Origin of the sequence: Rhizobium mongolense subsp. loessense (assembly GCF_900099775.1) — a bacterium.
GTDB lineage: Bacteria > Pseudomonadota > Alphaproteobacteria > Rhizobiales > Rhizobiaceae > Rhizobium > Rhizobium loessense.
Genome location: NZ_FMTM01000002.1, coordinates 39,773 through 65,785, shown reverse-complemented (window position 1 = coordinate 65,785; position 26,013 = coordinate 39,773). Strand labels below are relative to the sequence as shown.

Below are 26,013 nucleotides of genomic sequence, written 5' to 3'. Positions count from 1 at the left end.
GAAGCCCGCCCTGCGTCGTTGAGGACGTCGTCCCGCCCCAACACCTGCCGGTGAAAAGCCTTGCCCCTTACTTCGTCGCCGCCAGACCCGGATCCCCCTGCTTCTCAAAGGTCTGGATTTCCTTGTTGATGTATTTGCCGTCCGCATCCTTGGCGACTTCGCGCAGATAGATATTTTCTGTGATGTGGCGGCTTTCGGGATCGATGGAAACGGGGCCGCGCGGGCTCATCCAGGAAAGTCCCTTTACGGCTTCCACAGCCTTTTCAGCATCCTGCTTGCCGCCAGTTGCCTCGATCATCTTGTAGATGACGTGCATGCCGTCATAGGCCCCGACGGCCGGGAAGGTGAGTTCGGCCGGATTGCCGAGTGCCTTGCCGGCGGCCGCAACGAAGGCCTTGTTTTCGGGCGAGTCATGCGAAACCGCGTAGTGGTATGTCGTCAATATGCCGAGCGCGGCATCGCCGAGCGCCGGAAGGTCGGATTCCTGCGTCAGGTCGCCGGTGGCAAAGAGCTGAATGCCGGCGGCTTTCAGGCCATTCTCGCTGTAGGACTTCACGAAACCAAGCGTCGGCGGACCGGACGGCAGGAAGGCAAAGACGCCCTCAGCACCCGAATCCTTGATGCGCTGCATGATCGGGCTGAAATCGTTGGTGGCGAGTGGCATGCGGATCGCTTCGACGATTTCCCCGCCTTGCTTTTCGAAGCCGGCCTTGAAGGCGTTTTCAGCGTCGACCCCCGGACCGTAGTCGCTGACAACCGAGATGACCTTCTTAATGCCCTTGTCGAAAGCGACCTTGGCGATTGGCATGGAGGTTTGCCAAAGGGTGAAGGATGTACGAACGACCAGAGGGCTCTTGGTGACGATGGCAGAGGTTGCGGCGTTCATGATCACGAGCGGCGTATTGGCCTGTTCCAAGATGGGTGTGACGGCCATTGCGTCCGGCGTGAAATAGAACCCGGCCAGATACTGGACTTTCTCCTTGACGACGAGTTCCTGGGCAAGCGCCTTGGATTTGGCCGGATCGGCGGTCGGCAGATCGCGATATATGACTTCGACGGTATTGTCGCCGATCTTGGCGCCATTCGTTGCCATATAAGCGTCGATCCCGGCCTTGAAGTTCTTGCCTTGCAGCGCGAACGGACCTGAAAACGGTCCAACGACCCCGACCTTGATCGTGTCGGCATAGGCGGCGGTACCCATGACGATCGCCGCCGCAGCGGCCAGAACCAGCTGTTTCATCTTTCCTCTCCCTTTATTTCACGGCGGACTCCACCGCCGGCTTAGCGCGCAGCTAAATTTCACGTCAGTGTGTCATGCGAAACGGTAATGTAAAATGAAATAAATAAGGTAATTCATAACTGGTGCATTATGTTACCCATCTTCCTGAGGCTGCGACGAAGGGTGAGGAAGGAAGCCTGTCTACGAACCCCCCAGGCGCAGGATATTGCCGGTCAGCTCACGCGCAAGCCGCAGGGCGCCGGCGGTCGCCATGATCATCTGCGGCAGCACGAGCCATTCAAGTGTCCAGGCGGCACCCGAACGTTCCTGTTCGTGAACAAGCGCTTGGTGGATGGCTGAAAGTTGGGCGGCGTTGAAGCGGGAAAATGCGACAAGCGTTTCGGCGCCGACCGGATTCTGCTTGTGCACCATGGCTGACGACCTTCCGCCGCCGGCAAGTTCGATCTCGCCGCCTGCCTGCGCCAGAAGGGCGATGTCCTGGCCCATCTTCCCCAGGCTGCCGGTGATCAGCGAAAAAAGGTTGGCAAGGTCGGCGATTGGCGCGCGCTGGCTTTGCCATTGAGGCTCGTCGGCCAGTCCAAGTTCCTGGGCGAGCGACGCGCGAATGGCGGCAGCCTTGCCGCCCAGCCTGTCCAGCGTCCCGGCCGCGCCACCGAACTGGATGGGAAACGTCTGTCCCCTTAGCCGGCCGTGATAGCCTTCAAGCGGCGCTCGCCATGTCCGCAGACGATCGGAAACGGCAATCGGGATTGCCGCCTGCATGCGGGTATGGCCTACCAGACTGTTCTGGCCGAACTGGCGATCGAGCGCGTCGAGAGCGCGAACAATGGCATCGAGCCGGCCGGCAAAAAGAAAGACGATCGCCTTTAGCCTGATCATCAGGCTGGTATCGATGGCGTCCTGGCTGGTCGCCCCGAAATGGACATACTGGGCCGCCTCGCCACCCACTGACGTGCGCAGTTGCGTGACGAGATCGGGAACGACGACGCCGTCTCTGGCGGTGGCAACATTGAGGCCTGCGATGTCGGCAGTGAAACCTCGACAAGCTTCGGCAATGCGACTTGCTGCCCTTTGCGGGATCAGGCCCTGGGCGCCTTCGGCCTTGGCAAGTGCAGCCTCGAAGGAGAGCATCGCGCGGATGTCGGCATCGGCCGAAAGATAGGCCGATATCTCGTCGTCTCCGAAAAGGCCGCTGAGGAATGGGTGGTCGAAGGCGGATGCGGTCACGTGACGTCTCATTGATTTTGCCTATTTCTGCCGCCAGCTTGCCGATGCAGAACCGCATCGGCTGTAAAGATGCCGGCAGAGATCGCACGGGATGTCCGCCCCTTTGCCAACTATGCCTTTACCGGTTTCTCGACGGGCAGAATCTTTATATCCCCATTCTCGTCGACGCCTCGCGCCTTTGCAACGAACGAGAATTTCTTTCGCATGCCCAAGATCGGCTTTTCGATCATATGCCAGGAAAAGACAGCGATGCCCATCGCGGCGCAGATGCCGATAGCATAGAGCGCGAGCGCGCCGGTTTTCGGGATCAGGAACAGGCCCGGCGCCAGACTGATCAAAATCTGAAGAAAGGGGTCGTGATAAAGATAGACGCCATAAGAATAGTCGCCTTTGTGAAAGACGGAGGGCAGCGGCACCGGCGTCAGACCGACAAATACGGTGATATAGACGAGCGCTGGGATTACGACCAGTCTGTTCGGCACGCTCTCGATGGAGGGGCTGCTCAAGAACAGCATCGCCAGGACGGAAACTGCCATGCTGGCCAAGAACAGTGATTTTTTATGCGGAATGAAATCCCGCAATTGATAGGCCAAGATCCCGAGCAGAAACGCAAATACCAGCTGGGCGCCGCGGCTGACGAACAGCGTGCTCAAGACCAGGTTTACGCGATAGGGCAGCAGATGACCGAAGAACTGGACGATAAGCCCGCTCAGGATAAAGCCACCGGTCAAAACTGCCAGCTTCTGCCATGACTTGATGATCGAGGTGATCATGAGCGCAGACATGATGATGTAGCAGAAGATTTCCCATGGCACGGTCCACAGAGCTCCGTTCACCCGATGCGTCGGGTTTTCCTCAAATACACCCGGCAGGCTGTAATGAATCCAGCCGATGATGTTGAGAAAATACTTGTAGAAGTCGGCGCCTAGAAAATAGTCACGCAAAGCGACGGTCGTCACCAGCGGGCCGATGATGAGCGCGCAGACGACGATATCGACCGCAAGAGCGGGGACGATGCGCAGTCCCCGGTTCAAAAGAAAGTTTTTCAGGCTGAGGCGCTGAGCGCTGCCGGCGATCAGAAAACCGCTGAGAGCGAAGAACATCGGAACCAGTGCGTATTCGGCAAACCACAATGGGCTCGAGCGGAAAAAAGCGTCATTTCCGGTCAGCAAAAATGAATGTGCCAATACGATTGAAAAAGCCAGGGCAATCCTGAGGAAGTCAAAACCTGGACCAAGACCCTTGTGTGCCGTCAGGACGTGCCCGAATGTTTTCTGCATGTTTCCACCATCAACGTTCAGCCCGTCGAAAGTCTTACTGCGGTGCAGCATTTTTAACAACCCGCCTATCGTCGTTTCGGCACGTGTGCAGCGCTCTTTGGTTGTAAACGGGGGTGTCGGCGGCATCGACTTCCAGCGGGAAGCGCCTGCATTAGAGGGAAAATCGCCTTATCTTACATGCTGATCAAATGTCGAGAAATACCGTTTCCTTCTCCCCCTGAAGGCGGATATCAAACGTATAGGTTGCGTCTTCCCGGCTCGCGATCATTGTTGCAATGCGCTCGCCGTGTTCGACACGGGCAAGCAGCGGATCGGCCTTGTTGGCGTCTGCTTCCTCCGGAAAGTACATGCGGGTGTGGAGCCCGATATTGATGCCGCGCGCGACGATCCAGAAAGAGATGTGCGGCGCCATCGTGCGGCCGTCCTTGAAGGGCACGCAGCCAGGCTTGACGGTTTCGAATTTATAAACGCCATCTTCGGCGCAGGTCGGACAGCGGCCCCAACCGGCAAAATTCTGGTCGGCCGCGCCGCGCATTTCCGATGGGCTGTTGTAAAGCCCGGCGCTGTCGGCCTGCCAGATTTCGACGACCGCGTCACGCACGGGCGCGCCTGTTCCATCATAGATGTGGCCCGTCACGGTGATGCGCTCGCCGAGGGTCTTTTCGTTGACCATCGCGCTGCCGAGGTCTTGTGCGTAAATGCCGCCGATATCACAGAAATTCGGCGTCAGGCCGATATGGACATAAGGACCTGCCGTTTGCGACGGGGTTTCCTTGAGATAGCCGAGTTCCTGCATGATCAGTTGCCCTCTAGCCGGTTTTCGAACAGGGTCGAGCGGCGGCCGCGCAGAACGATATCGAACTTGTAGGCGCGCGCGTCCATGGGGATGGTGTTGCCCCAGTCGAGCGGGGCAATCAGCTGCTCGATCGCAGCCTTGTCCGGGATCGTGGCGACGATCGGACATTTCCAGATCATCGGGTCGCCTTCGAAATACATCTGCGTGATCAGCCGTTGGGCAAAGCCGTGGCCGAAGATCGAGAAATGAATGTGCGCCGGGCGCCAGTCGTTGACGCCGTTCGGCCACGGATAGGCGCCGGGGCGAATGGTGCGGAAGGAGTATTGCCCGTATTCGTCGGTGATGCAGCGCCCGCAGCCGCCGAAATTCGGATCGATGGCCGCGAGATAGGTTTCCTTCTTGTGGCGATAACGCCCGCCAGCATTGGCCTGCCAGAATTCGACCAGCGCGCCGGAGACCGGCCGGCCACGCTCGTCGAGCACCCGGCCGTGAACGATAATGCGCTCGCCGATGGCACTCTCGCCGGGGCGGGCGAAGTTGTGGATCAGGTCATTGTCGAGTTCACCGATGATCGAATGGCCAAAGACCGGCCCGGTAATCTCTGAAATCGTGCCGTCGAGCGACAGTAACGCGCGTTGTGGGGAACGCAGCACCGAGGTCTTGTAGCCGGGCGCATAGGCCGGTGGATGCCAGGCGCGGTCGCGGGCAAAGAAGGCGCCGGTTTCCGGCTTGCGGTTCGAAATATCGGACATCTCTTCCTCTCAGGCTGTCTTTTCGGCGTCCATCTGCTCGAAAACCTGTTTGGCGATCTTGATCGCGTGATTGGCAGCCGGAACACCCGCATAGATCGCCACGTGCAAAAGCGCTTCGCAAACATCCTCGCGGCTGGCGCCGGTATTGGCCGTAGCGCGAACATGCATCGCAGTCTCGTCATCCTGGCCCAGTGCTGCCAGAAGCGCGATCGTTACGATCGAGCGCTCGCGTTTCGTGAAGGTCGGGCGCGACCAGACATGTCCCCAGGCAGCCTCCGTAATCAGTTCCTGAAACGGCTTGTCAAAAGCCGTCGAGCCTGCTTCGGCGCGATCGACATGGTCGTGGCCGAGGATCGCGCGGCGGGTCGCCATGCCCTGCCGGTAGCGTTCGGACGGGGTCGAGGCTTCATTCATGGGCTTGGTTCTCCATGCAAGGCGATATCGATGAAGGCGCGGATGACAGCGGTAAGCGCCTCGGGTTGTTCGACGCAAGGGATGTGACCGGCATCGCGGATCGTTTCAAAGCGGGCGTTCGGGATCAGCTGCGCGGTGGACCTCACCAGGTCCGGTGGCGTCGAACCGTCCTGATCGCCGACAATGCAGATGGTGGGAACGGCAATCTTGCCTGCGGCTTTTGTGAAATCGGCATCGCGGATGGCGCCGCAGGTCGCCGCATAGCCTTCGACGGGCTGGCGGGCAAGCATGTTGCAGTAGCCGGCATAGGCCCGATTTTCAGGGCGGCGGAAGGCCGGCGTAAACCAACGCTCCATCACCGAATCGACGATGCTGCCGATCCCATTCTTTTCGACTGCCTCGATGCGGGCGTTCCACGTTTCGGCAGTGCCGATCTTGTGTGCCGTATCGCAAAGGATGAGGCCGCGCACGAGGTCGGGGCGCTGCTGGTAAAGCGACTGCGCGATGAGCCCGCCGACCGAAAGGCCGCAGATGAAGGCCCGTTCGACCTCAAGCGTCTCCAGGAGGCCGATCAGGTCTGAGGCATGATCGTCGATCGAATACGGCAACTGGCCGACATCCGAAAGACCATGCCCGCGCTTGTCGTAAAGCACGATTGCGAAATCACCTGCCAGCCGCACGATCACATCGCGCCAGATCCTGAAATCCGTGCCGAGCGAATTGGCAAAGACAATGACCGGCTTGTCGGCAGGGCCGCCAATGATTTGATAGTGAATCGTGACATCGTTGACGCGGGCAAATTGCACGGGACTTCCTCCTGGCACGAAATTGAATGTTTAATCCGGTTAGGTAAAATGATATTTCGTGGCTTTCCGATAACTTCTGGGTTATGTGATCAATGATCGACAGCCGTATCAAGTTTCGCCATCTACAGACCTTTGTCGAGGTTGCGCGGCAGAAAAGCGTCATGAAGGCGGCTGAACTCCTGCGTGTCAGCCAGCCTGCGGTGACAAAGACGATCCGCGAACTGGAAGAGGTGCTGGGCGTTGCGGTTTTCGAGCGCGACGGGCGCGGCATCAAGATCACACGGTACGGTGAGGTGTTCCTGAAGCATGCGGGCGCGGCGCTGACGGCGCTCCGCCACGGCCTCGATTCCGTCACCCAGGAGCGGGTGGGCGATGCTCCGCCGATCCGCATCGGCGCGCTTCCGACGGTTTCGACGCGCGTCATGCCGCAGGCGATGGAGCTATTCCTCAAAGAAAATACCTGGAGCCGCATTAAGATCGTGACTGGGGAAAATGCGGTGCTTTTGGAGCAGCTTCGAGTGGGCGACCTCGATCTTGTCGTCGGACGCCTTGCAGGAGCGGAAAAGATGGCAGGCTTTTCCTTTGAGCATCTCTATTCCGAGCAGGTGGTGTTTGCCGTCCGGGCTGGCCATCCGCTGCTAAAAACCAGGCAGTCGCCCTTTGGCGCGCTCGCGGATTACACGGTGCTGATGCCGACGCGGGCCTCGATCATCCGTCCTTTCGTGGAAAGTTTTCTAATCGCCAACGGCGTACCAAACCTGCCGAACCAGATCGAGACGGTTTCCGATTCTTTCGGCCGCGCCTTCCTGCGGTCAAGCGACGCAATCTGGATCATATCGGCTGGCGTTGTGGCAGCCGACATTGAGGACGGCGTGCTGGCGGTACTGCCGATCGACACGAGCGAAACGAAAGGGCCTGTGGGTCTGACGATGCGCACGGATGCCATCCCCTCATTGCCGCTATCTATTTTGATGCAGACGATCCGGGAGGCCGCGCGCGAGATTTCCGCATGATGAAGTGGCGCGGATGTCGGCCTACACTGATCGCGCCGCCACGCACGGACTAATTAGCCGCGAGCCGTGTTCTCCAATCGAGCCCTCGGCTGTACTTGTGGCGACTACGGGCCGTGTTGCGGTCGACACTATGCAATCTGTTTGACACGACGGAGACGGAGATGCCGTGGGCTACCTCTCTGAAACCCTTTCGATGACGTGCATCACGGGCGGCTATCGTGGCCGATCCTTGCACTAGACTTCTGGTTAATGAACGCGTCGGCATAGCAGCGGCGTTCATCTCGCGTGAGGCAACATAGGACGCTGCCCCTGGCTTGGCGTCAATTCTAAGTTGGGAGGAGGACGTGGTAAAAGCGAGCTCTAACGTTGCAAGGAGATGGTGCTTCCCAGGTTGGTGGGCCGCCACATCGTTGGCGTGTGCCAGCGCCTTTGCATCAGTCGCCGTTGCAGACACGATTGAACCGCTAACGTTAGCCGTTGCCAATTTTGACTTTAAGGACACGTCCGGCGAAGCGGGTCACCAGCTCCGCGACCACGACGCTCGGTTGACGGCGTTTGTCTCAACCCTACGCGACAGTCTCTCGAAACGTAGCAAGATCAGCATCACTTCGTTGGCTTGCCAGAATGGGCGGTGCACGGCGCGCGAACCGGGGATCGCGGAGCTTTCGAAAGAGGCGAAAACGGCTGGCGCGAATTACTTGCTCATAGGCGAGATTCACAAGATGAGCACCTTGGTGGGCTGGGCGAAGTATGTCCTGTTGGACATCCACACCAACAAGCCCACCTGCGACCGTTTTATAACGTATCGAGGCGATACGGGCGAAGCCTGGAACCGTGCTGCAAGGTTTGTGGCAAATGACATTGAAAAGAACTGCATTCCGTGAGGCAGTTGTTGCGACCGCGGATCGGACCATCGTTAGGATCTGAGGTGCCGAACTCTAGGCGTTTAACTGTCGCTCGACCATCACCTGCATCTCGGTGCTGCGTTTTCTCAGCGCGTGCTGCGGCCTCTTTCATGCCGACGAGGCCCCAGATATTGGTCTACGATTGAATGAACACAGATCCTTCATAGCAACATCGGTCTGCAGCGGCGAGAATGCGTTGTCGCGCTTCGTCGCCAAACAATCGAAAAGTCGACCGGAGGATGGAGCCCCCGCGGGTCAACTCGTGTGCTTCTCGATCCCGTTAGCCTCCATCGGCGGTAGCCGCGGGTTCGCGAAGACTCCTCGTCAATTGCTCGCTGTCGCCCGACAGGAGTTGACCATAGACGTGGAGCAAGGCGGCAAGGGCGACGACAATGACGACGGCCGCCACGCTCCAGCCACTTTTGCCACGGGCGGATCCATCGTCCTTCATTGCAAACCTCCTTTGACCGCTCTTCCGTCACGCCACCCCAATGCCGGGCAGTGAATGACGTTCCCGAGCCGGGACCACGGTCTGAAGTTCAGAAAGACTTTGGACTTGGTTTTTCATGGGGCCAAAGTCCGATTGATCTCAGACCGAAGTCCGACACAGGAGATCGGGCCGGAGCGCTAGCGGAACAAACAAGCCATCCAACGCTTCCCTTATTCATCAGAAAGCGGAGAATGAAGATGACGTACGACCCTAACAATCCGAACGATCCTAATCGCACAACGACCCCGAACCCCGATCTGGACCTGCGCACGACACCGGTGGAGCACGCCCGATCCAGCGCATGGGTGGGCTGGGCCGCCGCCATTGCAGCAATCGCCGTGATTGCGGTTGCCTACACCCTGTGGAGCGGTGCTCCGGATACGGATCCGCAGCCCACGGCATCCACCACGAATTCTGAGCCAACCCCTGGTCCGGCAAAGCCGATGGCACCAGCTGATAACAACGCGACGCCGGCACCGGCTACGCCGCCGGCCTCTCCCGCGCAGCAGTAGTATCGGCAGATAAGGAGGCGTTCAAAATGATGAGAAATATCGTCCTTGCCAGCGCCTTCGTTGGTGCCCTGGCATCCTGCACAGCGACGGAGAGGGGAACGGCCATCGGGGCCGGCACCGGAGCAGTTATCGGCGGGGCCGTCAGCAATAGCTGGGAAGGTGCTGCGGTCGGAGCCGTTGCCGGCGGCGTGGCCGGCGCCCTGATTGGACGCTCGACCGAACGTCGCGGCTACTGCGTGTATCGAGATCGCTACGGACGGACCTACGAGGCACGCTGTTAGTAAAACGGCGGAATCGCATCCATCCAACAGATAGAGCTGGCTCATTTGTGGCCTTTTGCCCAGAAACGTGTCGCACCAGGCGTCGCAGCGGGGTAAATGCTGCGGCGCGACGCCCACCCAACCCGGTCCTCCGATGCCAGTGGCCCACCAGGAAGATAAAGCGAGATCGGCCGGATTTCATAGACTGCTCCGACAACCTCAGCGATGAGCGAGGAATTTGCCGCAGACAAGGGTAACGTGCCCAACGGCCTAGTCGAGCACCTTAATCCCTTACACGGGTCTGTGCATACTCAGGAATTCTGAAACGCCGTCGATAGCCCCCTGGCGTCAAGCCGGTGACTCGCTTGAAGAGACGGCGGAAAAAAGCCGGTTCCTCGTAACCGACCTGCCAGCCGATCTCGTCGACCGATGCCTCCGTCCGCTCCAAACGGCGTTTCGCGTCCTCGATCCTTAGGCGCTGCACATAGGCAATCGGGCTCAATCCGGTCGCGGTTGTGAAACGGCGTTTGAAGGTGCGCTCGGCAAGTCCGGAGCGGCGGATCATTTCCTCAAGCGGGCTCGCCACGGGGAAATGCGTGGCCACCCATTCCTGAGCCGCCTGGACAGCGACGTCTCCATGATCATTGCGCCCCTCGAATACCATGTAGGGCGTAAGTCCGTCCTGATGCCATTGGAGGGCAAAGCATCGCGCAACTGCCTGTGCGGCGGTCGCTCCCGCATGTCTAGCAATCAGGTAGAGGACCAAATCATGCCAGGTCATGGAGGCTCCTGAACTTATAAGTTCTTCGCGCTCGCCCGAGACGACCAGAACCCGCTCAGGGTGGATATGGATCTGCGGAAAACCTGCCGCGAAGGCGTTGGCGTAACCGAAATGTACCGTCGCCTCTGCGCCATCGAAGAGCCCTGTTTCGGCGAGCAGGAAAACACCGGAGCAAGCCGAGCATAGAAGCGCGCCGCGCCGGTGCATGGCTCGAAGCCATTCTACTAGTTCCGGGTGTCGACCTTTTTGCCAGCCCTCCGGGCCAAGCAGGATGGAAGGGACGATAATGATGTCGGTCGTATCAAGCGCGGCAATGCTGCGTTGGACCATGACGGGGACGCGACTGGCAAGCGACAGCGGCCCGGATTCGAGCCCAACAATCTCGACCTGGAACGGTGGCGTGCTGCGCTGTGCGTCGCCTAGCGGAGGCATAATAACAAAGGCGTTCATCACGTCGAAGATGCCACTCAGCGTCGAGACCACGGCCTCGGGAATAGCGATGAGGCTGACATGGAGCGGCTCCGGACCCGTCTGCTCGGCGTTTTGCAGCATGTTAGATTTCCTTTGACGCAAGGACGACACGATAACGCGGATGGGGCAACCGCGCCACGCCCCGGTGATGTGGCACGATCGGCCCGTTTCTGGACAGTTCCGCTCTGCCGGGCACTCCCTAAAACTGCGATGCTCTCCCCGCCCTCCGCTTCCGAAGGCTCTTGAACAGGGGAATTGAAATGGGACATGTCCAAATCAGCACGATCGATTCTGCAAAGCTAGATACGCTTCTTTCGCGCGTGGTCGGAGATCTTTCGGCCGGCTATGGCGGCGTGATGGTGAGTCTTGGAAACCGGCTCGGCCTTTATAAGACAATGGCCGAAGCAGGCCCGCTTACATCGCACGAGCTTGCCCGCCGCGCCGGATGCGCCGAACGCTACGTTCGCGAATGGCTCAATTCGCAGGTCGCTGGCGGCTATGTCGCTTACCACGCGATCAGCGGTACATATGAGCTCACGCCGGAGCAAGCGCTTGTCCTTGCCGACGAGGATAGCCCTGTCTTCATTCCTAACGCCTGGGCAGTCCCTGCTTCAATGTGGGCGGACGAGGACAAGGCGGTAGAGGCCTTCCGCACTGGCAACGGCGTACCGTGGGGCGACCATGACGGACGTCTCTATTGCGGAGTTGCCGCCTTCTACCGCAATGCGTATAAGGCGAGCCTGGTTGCCGAATGGCTGCCGGCTCTCGAAGGAGTCGTCGAAAAACTCAAGGCCGGGGCATTTGTGGCCGACATCGGCTGCGGACACGGACATTCCACCGCCCTCATGGCCAAGGCATTTCCGGCTTCGAGATTTTGTGGCTTCGACACTCATCAGGGCTCCCTGATCGAAGCCCGGAAGGTTGCCACCATGACAGGCGTTTCGCAGCAGGCAACCTTCGCGGCAGCTCCGGCCGACAACTATCCAGGAACCGGCTACGACCTGATCTGCTTCTTCGATTGCCTGCACGATATGGGAGATCCCGTTGCCGCGGCCGCACATGCCGCTAAGGCAATTGCACCAGATGGTACGGTCGTACTCGTGGAACCCTTCGCCAATGATCGGGTGGAAGACAATATCTCACCGGTTGCCAGAATGTATTATGCGGCTTCCACGACGATCTGCTGCGCCCACGCAATTGCAGATGGCGGCCGTATGGTACTTGGTGCGCAGGCCGGCGAAGCCCGCCTGGCAGGAGTCTTCCGCAAGGCGGGCTTCACCCGTTTCCGCCGCGCTATGGAAACGCCGTTCAACCTGATCCTCGAAGCACGGCTGTAAATCTGGCGATCGTAGACTCAGCAGGGGCGGCCTGCATTAGGACGGCAGTGCCTCGTCCGTGAAAACATCCGGCGGAGTTCACTTGCCGGCCCAAGGCAAAAGGGACCGGTGATTGCCTAGCCTCACGCCGTCCACCTCTGCAGAGTTCGCAAATTGCAGCCGCACCAAATTGGAGAGCATTGCAAATGACGTCAGCCACAAAACGGCCGCTCCGAACGGTGGAGTGGATGCCGCTCAAGATATTGCGGGCCGTCATTGGAACGTTTGGCGGCAGGGGGGAACCGCCAGCCATCAGTTGTGCGCTTTCGGCTCTGAATGATCACCTGCTGAAAGACATAGGAGTTAGCCGCTTGGAAATTGATTTCGGCCACCTGGCACCCGCGGATCGTTGTTGTTTGGCATCTAGCCTGAAGACAGACACTCGTAGCGCATAATGCCGCTCGACGGTTGCCCGGGGGAGCGTCGAGCGCGCAGCTGCTCAACGAGCGATCCCGCCAAATCCCGGGGCTTCCGCAGCCCATCGACCACTCGGTGAGCGTTCGAAGTCGAAAATGATCTGCGTCGCGAGCGCGGCAGCCCCGTGCCCAGGAACTCGGAACCCAGTCGGCGACCAATTCCGGCTTGGTGAAACCTCCATTGTTTTGCGGACCGGATCGAGTAGCGCATCACCGAATTGCACGGCTTCTCCGCCCACGACGATGATCTCCGGATCGAACAGATTGACCATGTCGGCCAGATGTCGTCCGATCCTCGAACCACCGTCCGACAAAATCGAAAGTGCGAGATCTTCTTGACGTTCGACGGACCTGGCAAACTCATCGCGGCTTATCGAAGAGCCGGACCGGCTCTGCCATTGGTCCAGCATGTAGGGCTCGGCTGCATGCGCCATCAGGCATCCCCGCCGGCCGCATTCGGAGGTCGTGTGGCCAAGCTTGCCGGCCGAAGCTGAGGCCGCCGTCTAGCGTCTCAAGCGGGCCGATGAGATCTTTTCAGCGGGACCGCTTGAAGCGAAACGCTTCGCCTAGTAGGGAAGTCCAACATAGTTTTCCGCAAGCGCTGTCGCCGCTGCCTGCGAATGGGTCAAATAGTCGAGTTCGGCTTCCTGGATCTTCTGGTCGAAGTCGCTCGTATCGGGGAACCGGTGCATCATCCTCGTCATTGACCAGGAGAAGCGGACGGCTTTCCAGACGCGGGAGAGCGCGCGCTCGGAATAAGCATCGATACCGGCATTCGAGCGATCCTGGTAGTGCTCGATAAGGCCGCCGACAAGGTAGTGTACGTCGCTGGCGGCGAGGTTGAGGCCCTTGGCGCCTGTCGGCGGGACGATATGGGCGGCATCCCCGACCAGGAACAACCGGCCGAAACGCATCGGCTCGGAGACGAAGGATCGAAGCGGTGCGATCGACTTTTCGAACGACGGTGCGGTGATCACTGCGTCTGCGTGGTGGGTTGGAAGGCGGCGGCGGAGTTCCGCCCAGAAACGGTCGTCGCCCCAGTTCTCGATTTTTTCATCGAGCGGGCACTGGATGTAATAGCGGCTGCGGGTCTGCGAGCGCATCGAACAGAGCGCGAAGCCGCGAGGATGGTTGGCATAGATCAACTCGGGGCTGACCGGCGGCACGTCAGCCAAGATGCCGAGCCAACCGAAGGGGTAGACCTTCTCGAAGGCGCGCAGCGAACTTTCCGGAAGGGCTTTGCGGCTTGCGCCATGAAAGCCGTCACAGCCGGCGATGAAATCGCAATCGATACGATGCGTGGTGCCGTCCTTGTTGTAGGTGACGCAGGGGAGCCGGCCGTTGAACTCGTGCGGCTGGACGTCAGCCGCGTCGTAGATCGTCAACGCGCCGCTCTTTTCGCGATGGTCCATCAGGTCGCGTGTGAGCTCCGTCTGGCCATAGACCATGACGCGCTTTCCTCCGGTAAGCCCAAAGAGATCGATGCGGTGATCGCGACCGTCGAAGGCAAGCGAGAAGCCGTCATGCGGCAGGCCTTCGGCATGCATTCGGGCGCCGGCCTTTGCCTGATCCATAAGATTAACCGTGCCTTCCTCCAAGACCCCGGCACGAACGCGTCCCAGAATGTAGTCCTTGCCGACCCGATCCAGAATGACGTTTTCAATCCCGGCCTCCGTCAAAAGCTGACCAAGCAGAAGTCCAGATGGTCCGGAGCCGATAATCGCAACCTGTGTGCGCATGCTTCCTCCCGGCGCTTGTCTTTCGTCAAATTCTCCTCTCAGGCGACAGCCCCGGCAATGGACTTTTCATCCGAGGAATTGCATAAATCGAACATCAAGGGATGGGCGTGCGATGACGAAATTCGTTCCGACCTATGAGCTCTATGGCGAGAGTGCCGGCAAGAAGCCGGATTTCTGGGTGCATTGCGAGACAATTCCATCGCGCAGCAGCCTTCATCACTGGGAAATCCGGCTGCATCGGCATGAGAACTTCCTTCAGATCTTGTACATCAATGCCGGATCGGGCGATGCGATCTTCGGCCAGGAGCGGCATGCAATCCATCCGCGCTCGGTGATCACCGTACCGCCCGGCCTGAGGCACGGCTTCCGCTTTTCGAAGGACATCGATGGCTTTGTTATCACGGTGCTCGCCTCGCATCTGAAGGCCACACCGGGCGATCGCAGCTGGTTCGGGGAGTGGCTGGCGAAACCGCACCTGACGGAGCTCGATATGCAAAACGAGGATGCTGCTTACGTGGCGCAGACGCTGACGCGGTTGGGAGAAGAATTTTCGGGACGGCGGAGCGGCCGGAACGATCTGCTGGATGCCTATCTGACTTCCGCACTGCAACTGACGGCGCGGATTTGCGAAGGTACCGAGCGTGAGATGGCCGATGAGAATAGCCGACGCATGGAGGTTCTAAGCGGTCTGATGCAGCAGCATCTAAGGGGACATAAGCCGGCCGCCTTTTACGCTCGCGCGCTCGGCATCTCACCGACGCATCTGAACCGCATCGTCAAGGCTTCAACGGGACATAGTCTGCACGAGCTTATTGCCCGCAAGCTGACGGACGAGGCAAAACGCGAACTGGTCTTCACCTTCGGCAGCGTCCAGGAGATCGGCTACCGGTTGGGCTTTGCCGATCCGGCCTACTTCTCACGCTTCTTTCTGAAACGGACGGGCGAGACGCCGCGCATATGGCGTATGGCCGAGCGGACGAGGCTCGGGGTATGACTTCGCGTCGGCCTGTGGCGAAGGGCTTTCGCACCGCTATCGCAAAATCAGCCGCAAGGCCCTTTGCGTCTCCTGCAAAAGAGGCAGATAGCGCCCGGCCATTTCCGATGCAGGGGCGTGGGCTGCCGGCGCTCCGATGTTGATTGCCGCAACCGTCTGACCTCGATCGTTTTCGACCGGAACGGCAATGGAGCAAAGTCCGATTTCAAGCTCTTGATCGATGATGGCATAGCCTTTCGACCGGATGCGGCGGAATTCGGCAATCAGGTCTTCCGGGTCGGTCTTGGTGTTCGGCGTGTTCTGCTTCAAGTCCGTCCGGCTAAGAATAGCACGCGCTTCGCTTTCAGGCAGTGCTGCGAGCAGCACGCGGCCCATCGAGGCGCAATAGGCAGGCAGGCGGCTGCCGGGCGTCAGATTGATTGACATGACGCGGCGTTGCGAGGCGCGGGCGATGTAGACGATCTCGCTGCCATCGAGAACCGAGGCCGAGGCGCTCTGCCCGGCCTTTTCGGACAATTGGTCGAGATGCGGTTGGATCTGCAGGGGCAAGGGTGTTGCCGAGAGATAGGCATGGCCGAGGCGCAGGATCTTCGGCGTCAATGTGAAGAACTTTCCGTCGTAATCCGCATAGCCGAGTTCTGCGAGCGTCAGAAGCGAGCGGCGGACGGTGGCGCGGTCAAGGCCGGCGAGCTTGGACGCTTCTGTGATCGACAGACGCTGGTGCGTCTCACCGAAGGCTTCGATGACTTTCAAGCCGCGGGCAAAGCCGCTGACGAAATCCGTTTCCCGCATTTTGACCTCCAATCAGAATTCTGTGCGATATATGAACAAAAGTCAAATACCGCACAAAATGTCTTGCCGCTGATTTCGTCTCGCACTATTCGTGATCATGGGCATGGGAGGAGCGTGTCCCGCCTATTCGGCAAGGAGAGATCCCGCATGGACAAGACAATCAGGAGCGCGGCGGAAGCCGTCTGCGAAATCAGTGACGGCGCCAGCATCATGATCGGTGGTTTCGGCGGTTCTGGGGCTCCGATCGAGCTTATCCACGCCCTCATCGACAAGGGACCGAAGAACCTGACTGTCATCAACAACAATGCCGGCAACGGCCGCATCGGCATCGCCGCGATGATCGACGCCGGCATGGTGCGGAAAATGATCTGCTCCTTCCCGCGTTCCTCGGATCCGCGTGCCTTCACGCAAAGATACCTCGCCGGGGAGATCGAGCTGGAACTTGTGCCGCAGGGGACGCTTGCCGAACGCATCCGCGCCGCCGGTGCCGGCATCCCGGCTTTCTACACGCCGACGGCCTACGGCACCGAGCTTGCCGAAGGCAAGATAGTCGCCGAATTCGATGGCAGGCACTATGTCCAGGAACGCTGGTTGAAGGCCGATTTTGCGATCGTGAAGGCGCATATCGGTGACTTGCACGGCAATCTCACCTACAACAAAGCCGGCCGGAACTTTAATCCGCTGATGTGCATGGCGGCTGCAAAGACGATCGCACAGGTCTCGAAGGTCGTGCCTGCGGGCGGGATCGATCCCGAACATGTCGTCACGCCGGGCATCTTCGTCGATCGTCTCGTCGAGATATCCAATCCGCAGCAGGAAGAAGAGCTCGTTCGAGCCGGAGTGGCCTACGTATGACCGTCGATACCCAACCTCCGACAACTCGCGAAGACATCAAGCTTTCCAATGCTCAGATCGCCTGGCGTGCCGGTCAGGATATTGCCGATGGCGCCTATGTGAATCTCGGCATCGGCTTTCCCGAGATGGTGGCCCGCTACCAGCCGCCCGGTCGGCAGGCGATCTTCCATACCGAGAACGGTATCTTGAACTTCGGTGAAGCGCCAGCTGTCGGCGAAGAGGACTGGGATCTGATCAATGCCGGCAAGAGGCCGGTGACGCTGAGGCCTGGTGCGTCCTTCTTCCACCACGCCGACAGTTTTGCCATGGTGCGCGGCGGCCATCTCGACGTCGCCATCCTCGGTGCCTATCAGGTTGCCCAGAGCGGAGATCTGGCCAACTGGCGCGTCGGCAGCAAGGGCGTGCCGGCCGTCGGCGGCGCAATGGATCTCGTCCATGGCGCCAAGCAGGTCTTTGTCATTACAGAACACGTCACCAAGAACGGCGAGCCGAAGCTCGTCGCCAGATGCACCTTCCCGCTGACCGGCGTCGGCTGCATCACGCGCGTCTATACGAGCCACGCCATCGTCGACATTGTGAAGGGACATTTCGTGCTGCGTGAGAAGCTGGCGGCGATCTCGATGGAGGAACTGCAGGCCATGACCGGCGCGCCGCTCCACGTCGAAGGGCCAATTGCCGACCTTGTCGTTCCGGAACTTTGAGGAAGAAACCATGAGCGACGCCTATATCTGCGACTACATCCGCACGCCGATCGGTCGATTCGGCGGCTCTTTGTCATCGGTACGCGCGGACGATCTCGGGGCGGTACCTCTCAAAGCACTGATGCAGCGTAACCCATCGATCGACTGGGAGGCCGCCGACGACGTCGTTTTCGGCTGCGCCAACCAGGCCGGCGAGGACAATCGCAACGTGGCGCGGATGTCGCTGCTGCTTGCGGGCCTTCCGATTGCAGTCCCGGGGACGACGATCAACCGGCTCTGCGGCTCGGGCATGGATGCGGTCATCGCCGCTGCGCGCGCCATTCGGGCCGGCGAGGCGGAACTGATGATTGCAGGCGGCGTGGAGAGCATGTCGCGCGCACCATTCGTGATACCGAAGGCGGACACGGCCTTTTCGCGCAATGCCGAAATCTACGATACGACGATCGGCTGGCGTTTTATCAACCCGCTGATGAAGAATCAGTATGGTGTCGATTCCATGCCGGAAACGGGCGAGAACGTCGCCGAGGATTACAAGGTCAGCCGCGAGGATCAGGATAGCTTCGCACTGCGTTCGCAGGCTAAGGCCGCCGCTGCTCAGGCAAACGGCCGGCTGGCGAAGGAGATCACGCCAGTCGTGATCCCACAGCGCAAAGGCGCTCCCGTGGTAATCGAGAAGGATGAGCATCCGCGCGCAACGACGATGGAATCCCTGGGAAAGCTTGGCACGCCGTTCAAGAAAGAAGGCGGCACGGTCACGGCCGGTAATGCGTCTGGCGTCAACGACGGCGCCGCGGCATTGGTCTTGGCCTCCGAAGCAGCGGCGCGGAAGCACGGATTGAGGCCGATCGCGCGTATCCTGGGCGGTGCTGCCGCCGCCGTTCCGCCGCGCGTCATGGGGATCGGCCCGGTTCCGGCATCGCGCAAGCTGATGGCGCGGCTCGGCATGACTGAGGATCAGTTCGATGTCATCGAGCTCAACGAAGCCTTTGCTTCGCAGGGGCTGGCCGTGCTGCGCGAACTTGGGATTGTCGATGACGATCCCCGCGTCAACCGCAATGGGGGCGCCATTGCGCTCGGCCATCCGCTTGGCATGTCGGGCGCGCGCATTACGGGAACGGCTGCGCTGGAGCTCATCGAATCGGGTGGGCGCTTTTCGCTCTCGACGATGTGCATCGGCGTCGGCCAAGGCATTGCGATAGCTCTCGAAAGAGTTTGACGGCGCACAGCGGTTCTCGCTTTCGCGCGTTGTCTAACCGCAATTTCGCCTGCTAAGACGCTCGTCAAATCCGTTTCACTGTCTATTTCATGTCTTTTCGGGAGGCTGTTGCTGCCATGGCTGATCTTGCTCAATCACTCGCGTCCATAAAAATACCTGACCTGAACGGCAAAGCGGTGCTGATCACCGGTGCATCGACCGGCATCGGTGCGGCTCTTGCCCGGGCGTTCGCGGCGCAGGGCATGAAGGTTGGCATCCACTACAATGCAAGCCGCGAGCCGGCCGAAAGGCTTGCCGAGGAGATCAGAGCGACTGGCACCGTTGTGCACCTGGTGCAAGGCGACGTTTCAAAGGAAGGCGAGCCGGAACGCGTTGTAGAGGAGACCGCTAAGACATTCGGGCATCTCGATGGCCTCATCAACAATGCTGGCGGCATGCTTGGCCGTAAGCCGACCGCGGAATATACCGACGAGCATTATGCCAGGGTAATGGATCTGAATGCCCGTTCCGTTCTTGCCGCAACGCGCGCCGCGCATCGCTGGCTGAAGAAGCAGGGCGGCTTCATCATCAATACCACCTCGATTGCTGCACGAAATGGCGGCGGCAACGGTGCAATTCTTTATGCGGCCTCCAAAGGCTTCGTCTCGACGATCACGCGCGGCCATGCCAAGGAGTTCGTCGGCGACCGCATCCGCGTCAACGCCGTCGCGCCGGGCGTCATCGCAACGCCGTTCCACGAGCGCTATACCAACGACGACCAGATGGAGATGCAGCGCAAAACCATTCCGATGGGCTTCGTCGGTACATCGGAAGACTGCGTCGGCGCTTATCTGTTCCTCGCTTCGCCTACGCTGTCAGGTTACATCACCGGCCAGATCATCGAGGTGAATGGCGGCCAGCTCATGCCGTAGCGCCCTTGGCGCCGGCGCAGGGAACTTTCGCAATGCGGTAACGTTTCCCGCTTGGCGATCCACCAAGCGGAGTGATTATGAGTTTTTCTTTTTCCGAACTCGATTTCATGAAGCCGGAACTGGGCGCCGAATATACCGGGACCGGGACTCATTTTGCCGTCTATTCCGCTCACGCCGAGCAGATCGACCTTTGTCTCTTTTCCGACGACGGCAAAATGGAAATGGCACGCATGCCGTTGCCCAAGCGCGAGGGCGATATCTGGTCGGGCTATATCGCCGGTCTGAAGCCGGGCACTGTCTACGGCTATCGCGCAAGCGGACCCTATGATCCAAAAAACGGCCACCGTTTCAATCCCAACAAGCTTCTACTTGATCCCTACGCCAAGCAGGTGGTTGGCGATCTGACATGGGACGACGCGCTCTACGGCTATACGATCGGCAAGGACGACCTCTCCTTCGACGAACGCGACAGCGCGCCCTTCATGGTGAAGGGCGTGGTGCAGGATCCCGATTTCGACTGGGACGGCGATGAGGCAATCCGGCGCCCGTGGACGGAAACGCTCATCTATGAAACGCATGTGCGCGGTATGACGATGACGCATCCGAAGGTACCGGACAGATTGCGCGGTACCTTTCTTGGCATGTGCAGCGACCCGATCATCGATCATCTGAGGAAACTTGGTGTCTCGGCCGTCGAATTGCTGCCGATCCAGTTTTTTCCGAACGACCGCTATCTGGAAGAGAAGCACCTCACCAATTACTGGGGTTACCAGACGCTCGGTTTCTTTGCGCCGCAGTCTCGCTACATGTCGAGCGACAAGATAACCGAGTTCAAGACGATGGTGAGAAAGTTTCATGCCTCCGGCATCGAGGTGATCATGGATGTGGTCTATAACCACACAGCCGAAGGCAGCGAGAAAGGTCCGACGCTTTCCTTTCGCGGCCTCGACAATGCAAGCTACTACATCCTCTCGCCTGACGATCCCCGCCACACCTTCGATACGACAGGTACCGGCAATACGCTGAACGTTGCCAATCCGATGGTGATGCGCATGGTGCTCGACAGCTTGCGCTATTGGGTTGGCGCCATGCACATCGACGGTTTCCGCTTCGATCTGGCGAGCACTCTCGGGCGGCAGGATATGGAATTCGATCGGCAGGGCATCTTTTTCAGCGCGGTTCGGCAAGATCCGATGCTTGCTGGCGTGAAGCTGATTGCCGAGCCTTGGGATGTCGGCGAAGGCGGCTATCAGGTCGGCGGATTTCCCCACCCCTTTCGCGAATGGAACGACAAATTCCGCGATGACGTTCGACGTTTCTGGAAAGGCGACGGTGGCCAGGTGTCGGAGATGGCAGAGCGCGTTACCGGCTCGGCGCTGCAGTTCAACCATTCGGACCGTGGCTCGACATCGTCCATCAATCTGCTTTCGGCTCATGACGGCTTCACCTTGATGGATACGGTCTCCTTCAACGGCAAGCATAATGAGGCCAACGGCGAGGACAACCGCGACGGCCATTCCGACAATCATTCGGACAATATGGGTGTGGAGGGCGCGACCGGCGACGCCGATATCAATGACGCGCGCCGCAGGCGGCGGCGCAACATGATGGCAACGCTGCTGCTCAGCCAGGGCGTGCCGATGATCCTTGCAGGTGATGAGGTCGGCAACAGCCAGGGCGGCAACAACAATGCCTATTGCCAGGACAACGAGATCGGTTGGATCGACTGGAGCGGGCTTGACGATCCATTTCTGACCTTCTGCCAGAACATGATTGCTTTCCGTAAGGCGCAGCCGGAGCTTCGGCAGGAGCGCTTCCTAACAGGTGAAACCGCAGAGGACGGACGGATCGAAATCGCCTGGTACAAACCGGATGGTGACTTCATGGACGATGGTGCCTGGAACGACAACGAATTGCGGGTGCTGAGCGTTTACGTATCACGGAGTGTCCTCGCATCCGATGCGGAAAAGATGGATGGTCTCTTCATGGTATTCAATGCGGGCGGTGATTGCGAAGTCACGCTTCCGGGAGTGAACGGCATCAAGACGTGGCAGCGGGTGGTCGACACTGGTGCCGACGATCCCTTCACGGTATTCGATCCGGAAAACCCGGTGATGGTCTACCGCGAAAGCATTGCCGTCTTTGCGCCGAAAGGTGCCTCGGTGCCACCGAAGAATGCCACAAAGACCGAACGTCAGCGCTGGTTTCACTTCGGCCGCCGGAACAGTTAGCAATCGAACAAAGCGATGAGTGCTGAAGCCCTAAGTGACATTGGCCTGGTTTATGTGAGCGACACCGAACCCGGTATTCGCAGGCAGAGAAAGGGCCGCGGCTTCTGTTATCGGCTACCGGACGGCTCGTTGGTCTGCGAGCCGCAGCAAAAGCACCGTATCGCCGCACTCGGGTTGCCTCCCGCATATGAAAACGTCTGGATATGTCTGAAGGAAAACGGCCATTTGCAGGCGACCGGATTTGATGCACGGGGCCGAAAGCAATATCGCTATCACAAGGATTGGCAGTCCTTCCGCAGCATCGCAAAATTCGATCAGCTGATCGCCTTTGGCCACGCCTTGCCTAGGATACGGCGGCAGGTGCAGCGCGATCTTGAGGTTGGTGCGGAAAATGTCCGCGGTGTCCTCGCGGCGTTGACGACATTGCTCGATGAGGCCCATCTTCGCGTCGGCAGCCAAGCCTATCTTAAGGAAAACGGCACTTATGGCGCAACGACGCTGTTGAAGCGGCACATCACGCTGGTGGAGGGCCGGATCGAACTGAAATTTCGTTCCAAGGGCGGAAAGCGTGTGCGGCGCAGCCTCAGGCATCCCAGATTGCAAAAGATGCTGGAAGAAATCGCCGACCTCCCCGGTCGCCAGCTTTTCGTCTGGAAGGACGGGACGGGAACGTTGAAACCGATCGAATCCGGGCGTCTGAATAGCTACCTGGCGGAAATTTCAGGTATTGCGATCACCGCGAAGACCTTTCGGACGTGGGCCGGCTCGCTCGCCGCCTTCGCCGTTGCGCGCAATGCGCTCGAAAGGGGCAAACGGCCGACCGTCAAGGACATGGCGGAGGCTTCAGCCGCCGTGTTGCACAACACGGCGGCCATCTCGCGCTCAAGCTACATTCACCCTTCCATCATTGCGCTTGCCGACAAGGACTATTCTGGAGGCGAGGGGATTCTGCCTGCCGCTAAGCCGCTGTGGGGGCTACGGGCGGCAGAGAATCGCCTGCTCGATTTCCTGTCTCGCGATCGGCAGTCGGCGGAGGCGCCTGTCCGCAAAGCCTCATAAAAAAAGAGCCCGCGCAGGGGTGCGCGGGCTCAGCGAACAGGAGGTCCTATCAAGCGGCTCGCTTCTCGTGACGGCCTTCCTCGATCTCTTCGACGATCTTTGCGACGAATGCGTCCAGATCGTCCGGCGAACGGGAGGTGATGATGCCTTGGTCGGTCACGACCTTTTCATCTTTCCAGGTGGCGCCGGCGTTCTTCACGTCGGTCTTGATCGACCAGTAGGAGGTTGCCTGCCGGCCGCGCAACGCGTCGGCTTCGATAAGCAGCCACGGCGCATGGCATATGGCGTCGACGACCTTACCGGATTTCACGAATTCGCGGACGACGCGCATTGCATTCTCGTCGGCGCGCAGCTTGTCGGGATTGATCTGGCCTCCAGGCAGGACGAGGGCATCGAAATCGTCAACCTTTACCTCCCTAGCCAGAAGGTCGACACTGATGCTATCGCCCCAGTCGCCTTTGCTCCAGCTCTTGATGCTTCCCTCCTTGATAGAGGCAATCTTGACGGTGGCGCCACGCCTTTTCAGCTCCTCATGCGGCACCCGCAGTTCGGAGCGCTCGTAACCGTCAGTTGCAAGAACAAGAATTTTTGCAGAACTGATGGAAGGCAAGGACATGTCCTTTCCTCCTCCTGTTGAATTCGAGATGCATATGCACAACTACCCGAAGCGCGGTTGGTTCCCCGGATTTTCGGGAACCCCTGGAGGCAATGCGATTATCGTTCAGTGGACGAGGAGGCTCACATATGAAACCCCAAGCAATCCGGCTTGAGCCCGGCAATGTCATTCCGAACAATCCGACATTTCCGCTGCTCCTTTATCGTGGCGTGCTGAAGGGTGGCGACCGGGCAGCCGGCTTTGAAGCGCTGTTTGGACGAAACGGCTGGGGCAATATGTGGCGCAATGGCGTCTATCCGTTCCATCATTATCATTCGAAAACCCATGAGGCGCTGGGCTTTGCAATCGGTTCGGCGACGTTGATGCTCGGCGGGCCAACGGGCCTCAAGATCGAAATCCATGCCGGCGACGCGGCGGTATTGCCTGCTGGAACCGGCCATTGCCGGATTTCGGCAAGCAGCGATTTCCTGGTGGTCGGTGCCTATCCGGCTGGAGCCGATTATGACCTATGCCGTGACGAGCCAACGCCGGAACAAATGAAACGGATTGAAGACCTCGCCGCGCCAATCACCGATCCCGTTACCGGCGGAAGCGGCGGGCTTATTGCGCTGTGGCGCTGAAATACCGGAACTGTTGGCCGCTCGCCGAGATTGAATTGGAGGCAGAGGGAGGACGGAATGTGTGGGGGCCGGTCAGTGGCTTGAATAACATGGCCGCGAGCATCATTTGAGTTGCGATCAACCTATAACTGACAGCTTCTTGCTCGTTTGTAGACGCTGCCGGTCATCAACGTGACGCGTCCTGCGTCCGAGGAGTTTTTCAATGGGCTTCATTGATCGCGACATCCAGCCGTCTTCGGACACCGGATTGCTGGATGCCTATTCTTTAGCAGTGTCTTCGTCGGTCGATCTTGTCGGCCCTGCGGTCAGTCGGATCGAAAGAGCCGGTGGGCGTGCCGGTCATGGATCGGGCTTTGCAATCTCGCCGGACGGCCTTTTCGTCACCAACAATCATGTCGTGGATGACGCCAAGAATATCCGGATCACCACGCCGGAAGGAGCGGTCGTCGATGGCAGGGTGCTAGGACGCGATGCTGACACCGACCTCGCTTTGATCCGCGCGAACGACTGGACGGGTGTTTGGGCGAAACTGGGAGACTCAAAAAGCCTTAAGCGCGGCCATATCGCCATAGCAATCGGTAATCCTCTGGGCTTTGAATGGACGGTCACGGCAGGAATAGTATCCGCCTTGGGTCGGTCGATGCGCGCGGCCAGTGGTCGTTTGATGGAGGACATCATCCAGACCGATGCGGCGCTCAACCCAGGCAATTCCGGCGGTCCACTGGTGTCGTCTGCGGGTGAGGTGATCGGCGTTAACACCGCGGTCATCCAAGGCGCGCAAAGCATCGCGTTCGCGGTTGCGTCCAATACGGCAAAGCATGTGGTCTCCGAGCTTCTACGTTTCGGTCACGTTCGCAGAGCCTATGTCGGCATTGCTGCGGACACCGTCGAGCTCCATCGAAGGATAGCTTTGGAAGCGGGTATCGCGCAAAAGACGGCTGTGCGACTTCGCCGCGTCGAGCCGGGCAGCCCAGCCGAGAAGGCGGGGCTGCAGGAGGGCGACTATCTCCTGTCAATCGACCGCCATCCGGTTTCGGGCATCGACGACGTCGTGAGATTGATGGACGGAGAAAGGATCGAGACGGACAGCGACTTCCTGATCTTCTCGGTGGCAGGCCGGATAGAAAACCGTACGGTCAGGCCCAAGCGCAGGCACTCATAGCGCTCCAAAGCTGTGTGTCCTATCATTGAGACAGCCGGAAACTATGCTGACAGCAATTCCGGCTCTATTGCAGTTGTGGCGAGCAGGTTGCGAAGCGGCGCCAGCCTGTCATTGGTATCAATGCTCGACGATAAAGCCGCCCGCAATCGCCAGCAAATGAAGGGCCGGAAGGGGTAGCGCGCTGCCAGCGGAGCCCTAGGTAGTTCCGGCACGACGCGGTACACCAGATAAATGGGAAAGAGCGGCTCCTCCATGCCGTCAATCGAACGCGCGGGAGAAAGATGAGCGAGAAGGACCGCAAGGGTCGTCACATACTGGCGGTTGCTGCTCCGATCCACCTTCTTCCAGAAGGGGAGATAGTCAAGCATGTTGCTGCAA

28 protein-coding genes and 1 pseudogene are annotated in these 26,013 nt (G+C 59.4%); 15 read left to right on the top strand and 14 right to left on the bottom strand.

Annotation, left to right across the window (positions count from 1 at the left end):
• Positions 1–67: 67 nt before the first annotated feature.
• The 7 genes from BLP23_RS08010 to pcaD all read right to left on the bottom strand — a co-directional run bounded on the left by BLP23_RS08010 (position 68) and on the right by pcaD (position 6,515).
• Positions 68–1,240, bottom strand: coding sequence for an ABC transporter substrate-binding protein (locus tag BLP23_RS08010; protein ID WP_092584375.1), 1,173 nt, complete (start codon positions 1,238–1,240; stop codon positions 68–70).
• 180 nt (positions 1,241–1,420) lie between these two features.
• Positions 1,421–2,467, bottom strand: coding sequence for a 3-carboxy-cis,cis-muconate cycloisomerase (locus tag BLP23_RS08005; protein WP_092584931.1), 1,047 nt, complete (start codon positions 2,465–2,467; stop codon positions 1,421–1,423).
• A 110-nt stretch (positions 2,468–2,577) separates the two neighbouring features.
• On the bottom strand, positions 2,578–3,747 hold the full coding sequence (locus tag BLP23_RS08000; protein WP_092584930.1) for an acyltransferase family protein: 1,170 nt from the start codon (positions 3,745–3,747) through the stop codon (positions 2,578–2,580).
• A gap of 184 nt (positions 3,748–3,931) precedes the next feature.
• Positions 3,932–4,543, bottom strand: coding sequence for a protocatechuate 3,4-dioxygenase subunit alpha (pcaG, locus tag BLP23_RS07995; RefSeq protein ID WP_167363845.1), 612 nt, complete (start codon positions 4,541–4,543; stop codon positions 3,932–3,934).
• A 2-nt stretch (positions 4,544–4,545) separates the two neighbouring features.
• The gene (gene pcaH, locus BLP23_RS07990) at positions 4,546–5,295 is read right to left on the bottom strand and encodes a protocatechuate 3,4-dioxygenase subunit beta (RefSeq protein WP_092584374.1); all 750 of its coding nucleotides are present in this window, start codon (positions 5,293–5,295) and stop codon (positions 4,546–4,548) included.
• Between the two features lie 9 nt (positions 5,296–5,304).
• Entirely contained in the window at positions 5,305–5,709 is a 405-nt protein-coding gene (gene pcaC, locus BLP23_RS07985; protein WP_092584373.1) for a 4-carboxymuconolactone decarboxylase, read from the bottom strand.
• Positions 5,706–6,515, bottom strand: a complete 810-nt coding sequence (gene pcaD, locus BLP23_RS07980) for a 3-oxoadipate enol-lactonase (RefSeq protein WP_092584372.1) — start codon at positions 6,513–6,515, stop codon at positions 5,706–5,708. The genes pcaC and pcaD overlap by 4 nt, the downstream gene beginning before the upstream one ends.
• 92 nt (positions 6,516–6,607) lie before the next feature.
• Between pcaD and pcaQ the strand changes: the two genes are divergently transcribed.
• Together pcaQ and BLP23_RS07970 are read left to right on the top strand one after the other, a co-directional pair.
• The gene (gene pcaQ / locus BLP23_RS07975) at positions 6,608–7,528 is read left to right on the top strand and encodes a pca operon transcription factor PcaQ (protein ID WP_092584371.1); all 921 of its coding nucleotides are present in this window, start codon (positions 6,608–6,610) and stop codon (positions 7,526–7,528) included.
• Positions 7,529–7,872: 344 nt separating this feature from the next.
• Positions 7,873–8,412, top strand: a complete 540-nt coding sequence (locus tag BLP23_RS07970; RefSeq protein ID WP_167363844.1) for a DUF2380 domain-containing protein — start codon at positions 7,873–7,875, stop codon at positions 8,410–8,412.
• A gap of 301 nt (positions 8,413–8,713) precedes the next feature.
• Here the strand turns inward: BLP23_RS07970 and BLP23_RS33620 are convergent, their stop codons facing one another.
• Positions 8,714–8,884 (bottom strand): hypothetical protein, encoded by a 171-nt coding sequence (locus BLP23_RS33620; protein WP_167363843.1) that lies wholly within the window; start codon positions 8,882–8,884, stop codon positions 8,714–8,716.
• 236 nt (positions 8,885–9,120) lie between these two features.
• On the opposite strand from BLP23_RS33620, the gene BLP23_RS07965 reads away from it, so the two are divergent.
• Together BLP23_RS07965 and BLP23_RS07960 are read left to right on the top strand one after the other, a co-directional pair.
• The gene (locus BLP23_RS07965; RefSeq protein WP_074071606.1) at positions 9,121–9,435 is read left to right on the top strand and encodes a hypothetical protein; all 315 of its coding nucleotides are present in this window, start codon (positions 9,121–9,123) and stop codon (positions 9,433–9,435) included.
• A gap of 26 nt (positions 9,436–9,461) precedes the next feature.
• The gene (locus BLP23_RS07960; RefSeq protein WP_092584369.1) at positions 9,462–9,716 is read left to right on the top strand and encodes a YMGG-like glycine zipper-containing protein; all 255 of its coding nucleotides are present in this window, start codon (positions 9,462–9,464) and stop codon (positions 9,714–9,716) included.
• Positions 9,717–9,978: 262 nt separating this feature from the next.
• On the opposite strand, the gene BLP23_RS07955 is transcribed toward BLP23_RS07960, so the two are convergent.
• On the bottom strand, positions 9,979–11,028 hold the full coding sequence (locus BLP23_RS07955; protein ID WP_092584368.1) for a GlxA family transcriptional regulator: 1,050 nt from the start codon (positions 11,026–11,028) through the stop codon (positions 9,979–9,981).
• Between the two features lie 179 nt (positions 11,029–11,207).
• Between BLP23_RS07955 and BLP23_RS07950 the strand changes: the two genes are divergently transcribed.
• Both BLP23_RS07950 and BLP23_RS35210 read left to right on the top strand, forming a co-directional pair.
• Positions 11,208–12,284, top strand: coding sequence for a class I SAM-dependent methyltransferase (locus tag BLP23_RS07950; protein ID WP_092584367.1), 1,077 nt, complete (start codon positions 11,208–11,210; stop codon positions 12,282–12,284).
• A 185-nt stretch (positions 12,285–12,469) separates the two neighbouring features.
• Positions 12,470–12,718: a YjiS-like domain-containing protein gene (locus BLP23_RS35210; RefSeq protein WP_092584366.1), complete on the top strand. Its 249-nt coding sequence runs from the start codon at positions 12,470–12,472 to the stop codon at positions 12,716–12,718.
• Positions 12,719–12,762: 44 nt separating this feature from the next.
• On the opposite strand, the pseudogene BLP23_RS07940 reads toward BLP23_RS35210, so the two are convergent.
• Positions 12,763–13,209, bottom strand: a pseudogene (locus BLP23_RS07940) (ROK family protein); the annotation flags it as partial.
• Positions 13,210–13,305: 96 nt separating this feature from the next.
• Complete coding sequence (gene pobA, locus BLP23_RS07935) at positions 13,306–14,478, bottom strand: 4-hydroxybenzoate 3-monooxygenase (RefSeq protein WP_092584365.1); 1,173 nt, start codon at positions 14,476–14,478, stop codon at positions 13,306–13,308.
• Positions 14,479–14,590: 112 nt separating this feature from the next.
• On the opposite strand from pobA, the gene BLP23_RS07930 reads away from it, so the two are divergent.
• The gene (locus BLP23_RS07930; RefSeq protein ID WP_092584364.1) at positions 14,591–15,472 is read left to right on the top strand and encodes a helix-turn-helix domain-containing protein; all 882 of its coding nucleotides are present in this window, start codon (positions 14,591–14,593) and stop codon (positions 15,470–15,472) included.
• A 36-nt stretch (positions 15,473–15,508) separates the two neighbouring features.
• Here BLP23_RS07930 and BLP23_RS07925 read toward each other — a convergent pair whose 3' ends face one another.
• Entirely contained in the window at positions 15,509–16,264 is a 756-nt protein-coding gene (locus tag BLP23_RS07925) for an IclR family transcriptional regulator (RefSeq protein WP_092584363.1), read from the bottom strand.
• 147 nt (positions 16,265–16,411) lie between these two features.
• Here BLP23_RS07925 and BLP23_RS07920 point away from each other — a divergent pair, with 147 nt between their 5' ends.
• The 6 genes from BLP23_RS07920 to BLP23_RS07895 all read left to right on the top strand — a co-directional run bounded on the left by BLP23_RS07920 (position 16,412) and on the right by BLP23_RS07895 (position 23,237).
• Entirely contained in the window at positions 16,412–17,119 is a 708-nt protein-coding gene (locus BLP23_RS07920) for a 3-oxoacid CoA-transferase subunit A (RefSeq protein WP_092584362.1), read from the top strand.
• Positions 17,116–17,820: a 3-oxoacid CoA-transferase subunit B gene (locus BLP23_RS07915; protein ID WP_092584361.1), complete on the top strand. Its 705-nt coding sequence runs from the start codon at positions 17,116–17,118 to the stop codon at positions 17,818–17,820. The genes BLP23_RS07920 and BLP23_RS07915 overlap by 4 nt, the downstream gene beginning before the upstream one ends.
• A gap of 10 nt (positions 17,821–17,830) precedes the next feature.
• The gene (pcaF, locus tag BLP23_RS07910; RefSeq protein WP_092584360.1) at positions 17,831–19,036 is read left to right on the top strand and encodes a 3-oxoadipyl-CoA thiolase; all 1,206 of its coding nucleotides are present in this window, start codon (positions 17,831–17,833) and stop codon (positions 19,034–19,036) included.
• Between the two features lie 116 nt (positions 19,037–19,152).
• Positions 19,153–19,947: an SDR family NAD(P)-dependent oxidoreductase gene (locus tag BLP23_RS07905; RefSeq protein WP_092584359.1), complete on the top strand. Its 795-nt coding sequence runs from the start codon at positions 19,153–19,155 to the stop codon at positions 19,945–19,947.
• Between the two features lie 77 nt (positions 19,948–20,024).
• Entirely contained in the window at positions 20,025–22,178 is a 2,154-nt protein-coding gene (gene glgX, locus BLP23_RS07900) for a glycogen debranching protein GlgX (RefSeq protein WP_092584358.1), read from the top strand.
• A gap of 15 nt (positions 22,179–22,193) precedes the next feature.
• Positions 22,194–23,237, top strand: coding sequence for a DNA topoisomerase IB (locus BLP23_RS07895; RefSeq protein WP_092584357.1), 1,044 nt, complete (start codon positions 22,194–22,196; stop codon positions 23,235–23,237).
• A gap of 49 nt (positions 23,238–23,286) precedes the next feature.
• Here the strand turns inward: BLP23_RS07895 and BLP23_RS07890 are convergent, their stop codons facing one another.
• The gene (locus BLP23_RS07890; protein WP_407691772.1) at positions 23,287–23,853 is read right to left on the bottom strand and encodes a DJ-1/PfpI/YhbO family deglycase/protease; all 567 of its coding nucleotides are present in this window, start codon (positions 23,851–23,853) and stop codon (positions 23,287–23,289) included.
• 128 nt (positions 23,854–23,981) lie between these two features.
• Between BLP23_RS07890 and BLP23_RS07885 the strand changes: the two genes are divergently transcribed.
• Together BLP23_RS07885 and BLP23_RS07880 are read left to right on the top strand one after the other, a co-directional pair.
• The gene (locus tag BLP23_RS07885) at positions 23,982–24,473 is read left to right on the top strand and encodes a cupin (RefSeq protein WP_092584356.1); all 492 of its coding nucleotides are present in this window, start codon (positions 23,982–23,984) and stop codon (positions 24,471–24,473) included.
• Positions 24,474–24,675: 202 nt separating this feature from the next.
• On the top strand, positions 24,676–25,635 hold the full coding sequence (locus BLP23_RS07880; protein ID WP_092584355.1) for a S1C family serine protease: 960 nt from the start codon (positions 24,676–24,678) through the stop codon (positions 25,633–25,635).
• Between the two features lie 41 nt (positions 25,636–25,676).
• Here BLP23_RS07880 and BLP23_RS07875 read toward each other — a convergent pair whose 3' ends face one another.
• On the bottom strand, positions 25,677–26,003 hold the full coding sequence (locus BLP23_RS07875; protein WP_092584354.1) for a hypothetical protein: 327 nt from the start codon (positions 26,001–26,003) through the stop codon (positions 25,677–25,679).
• Positions 26,004–26,013 lie beyond the last annotated feature (10 nt).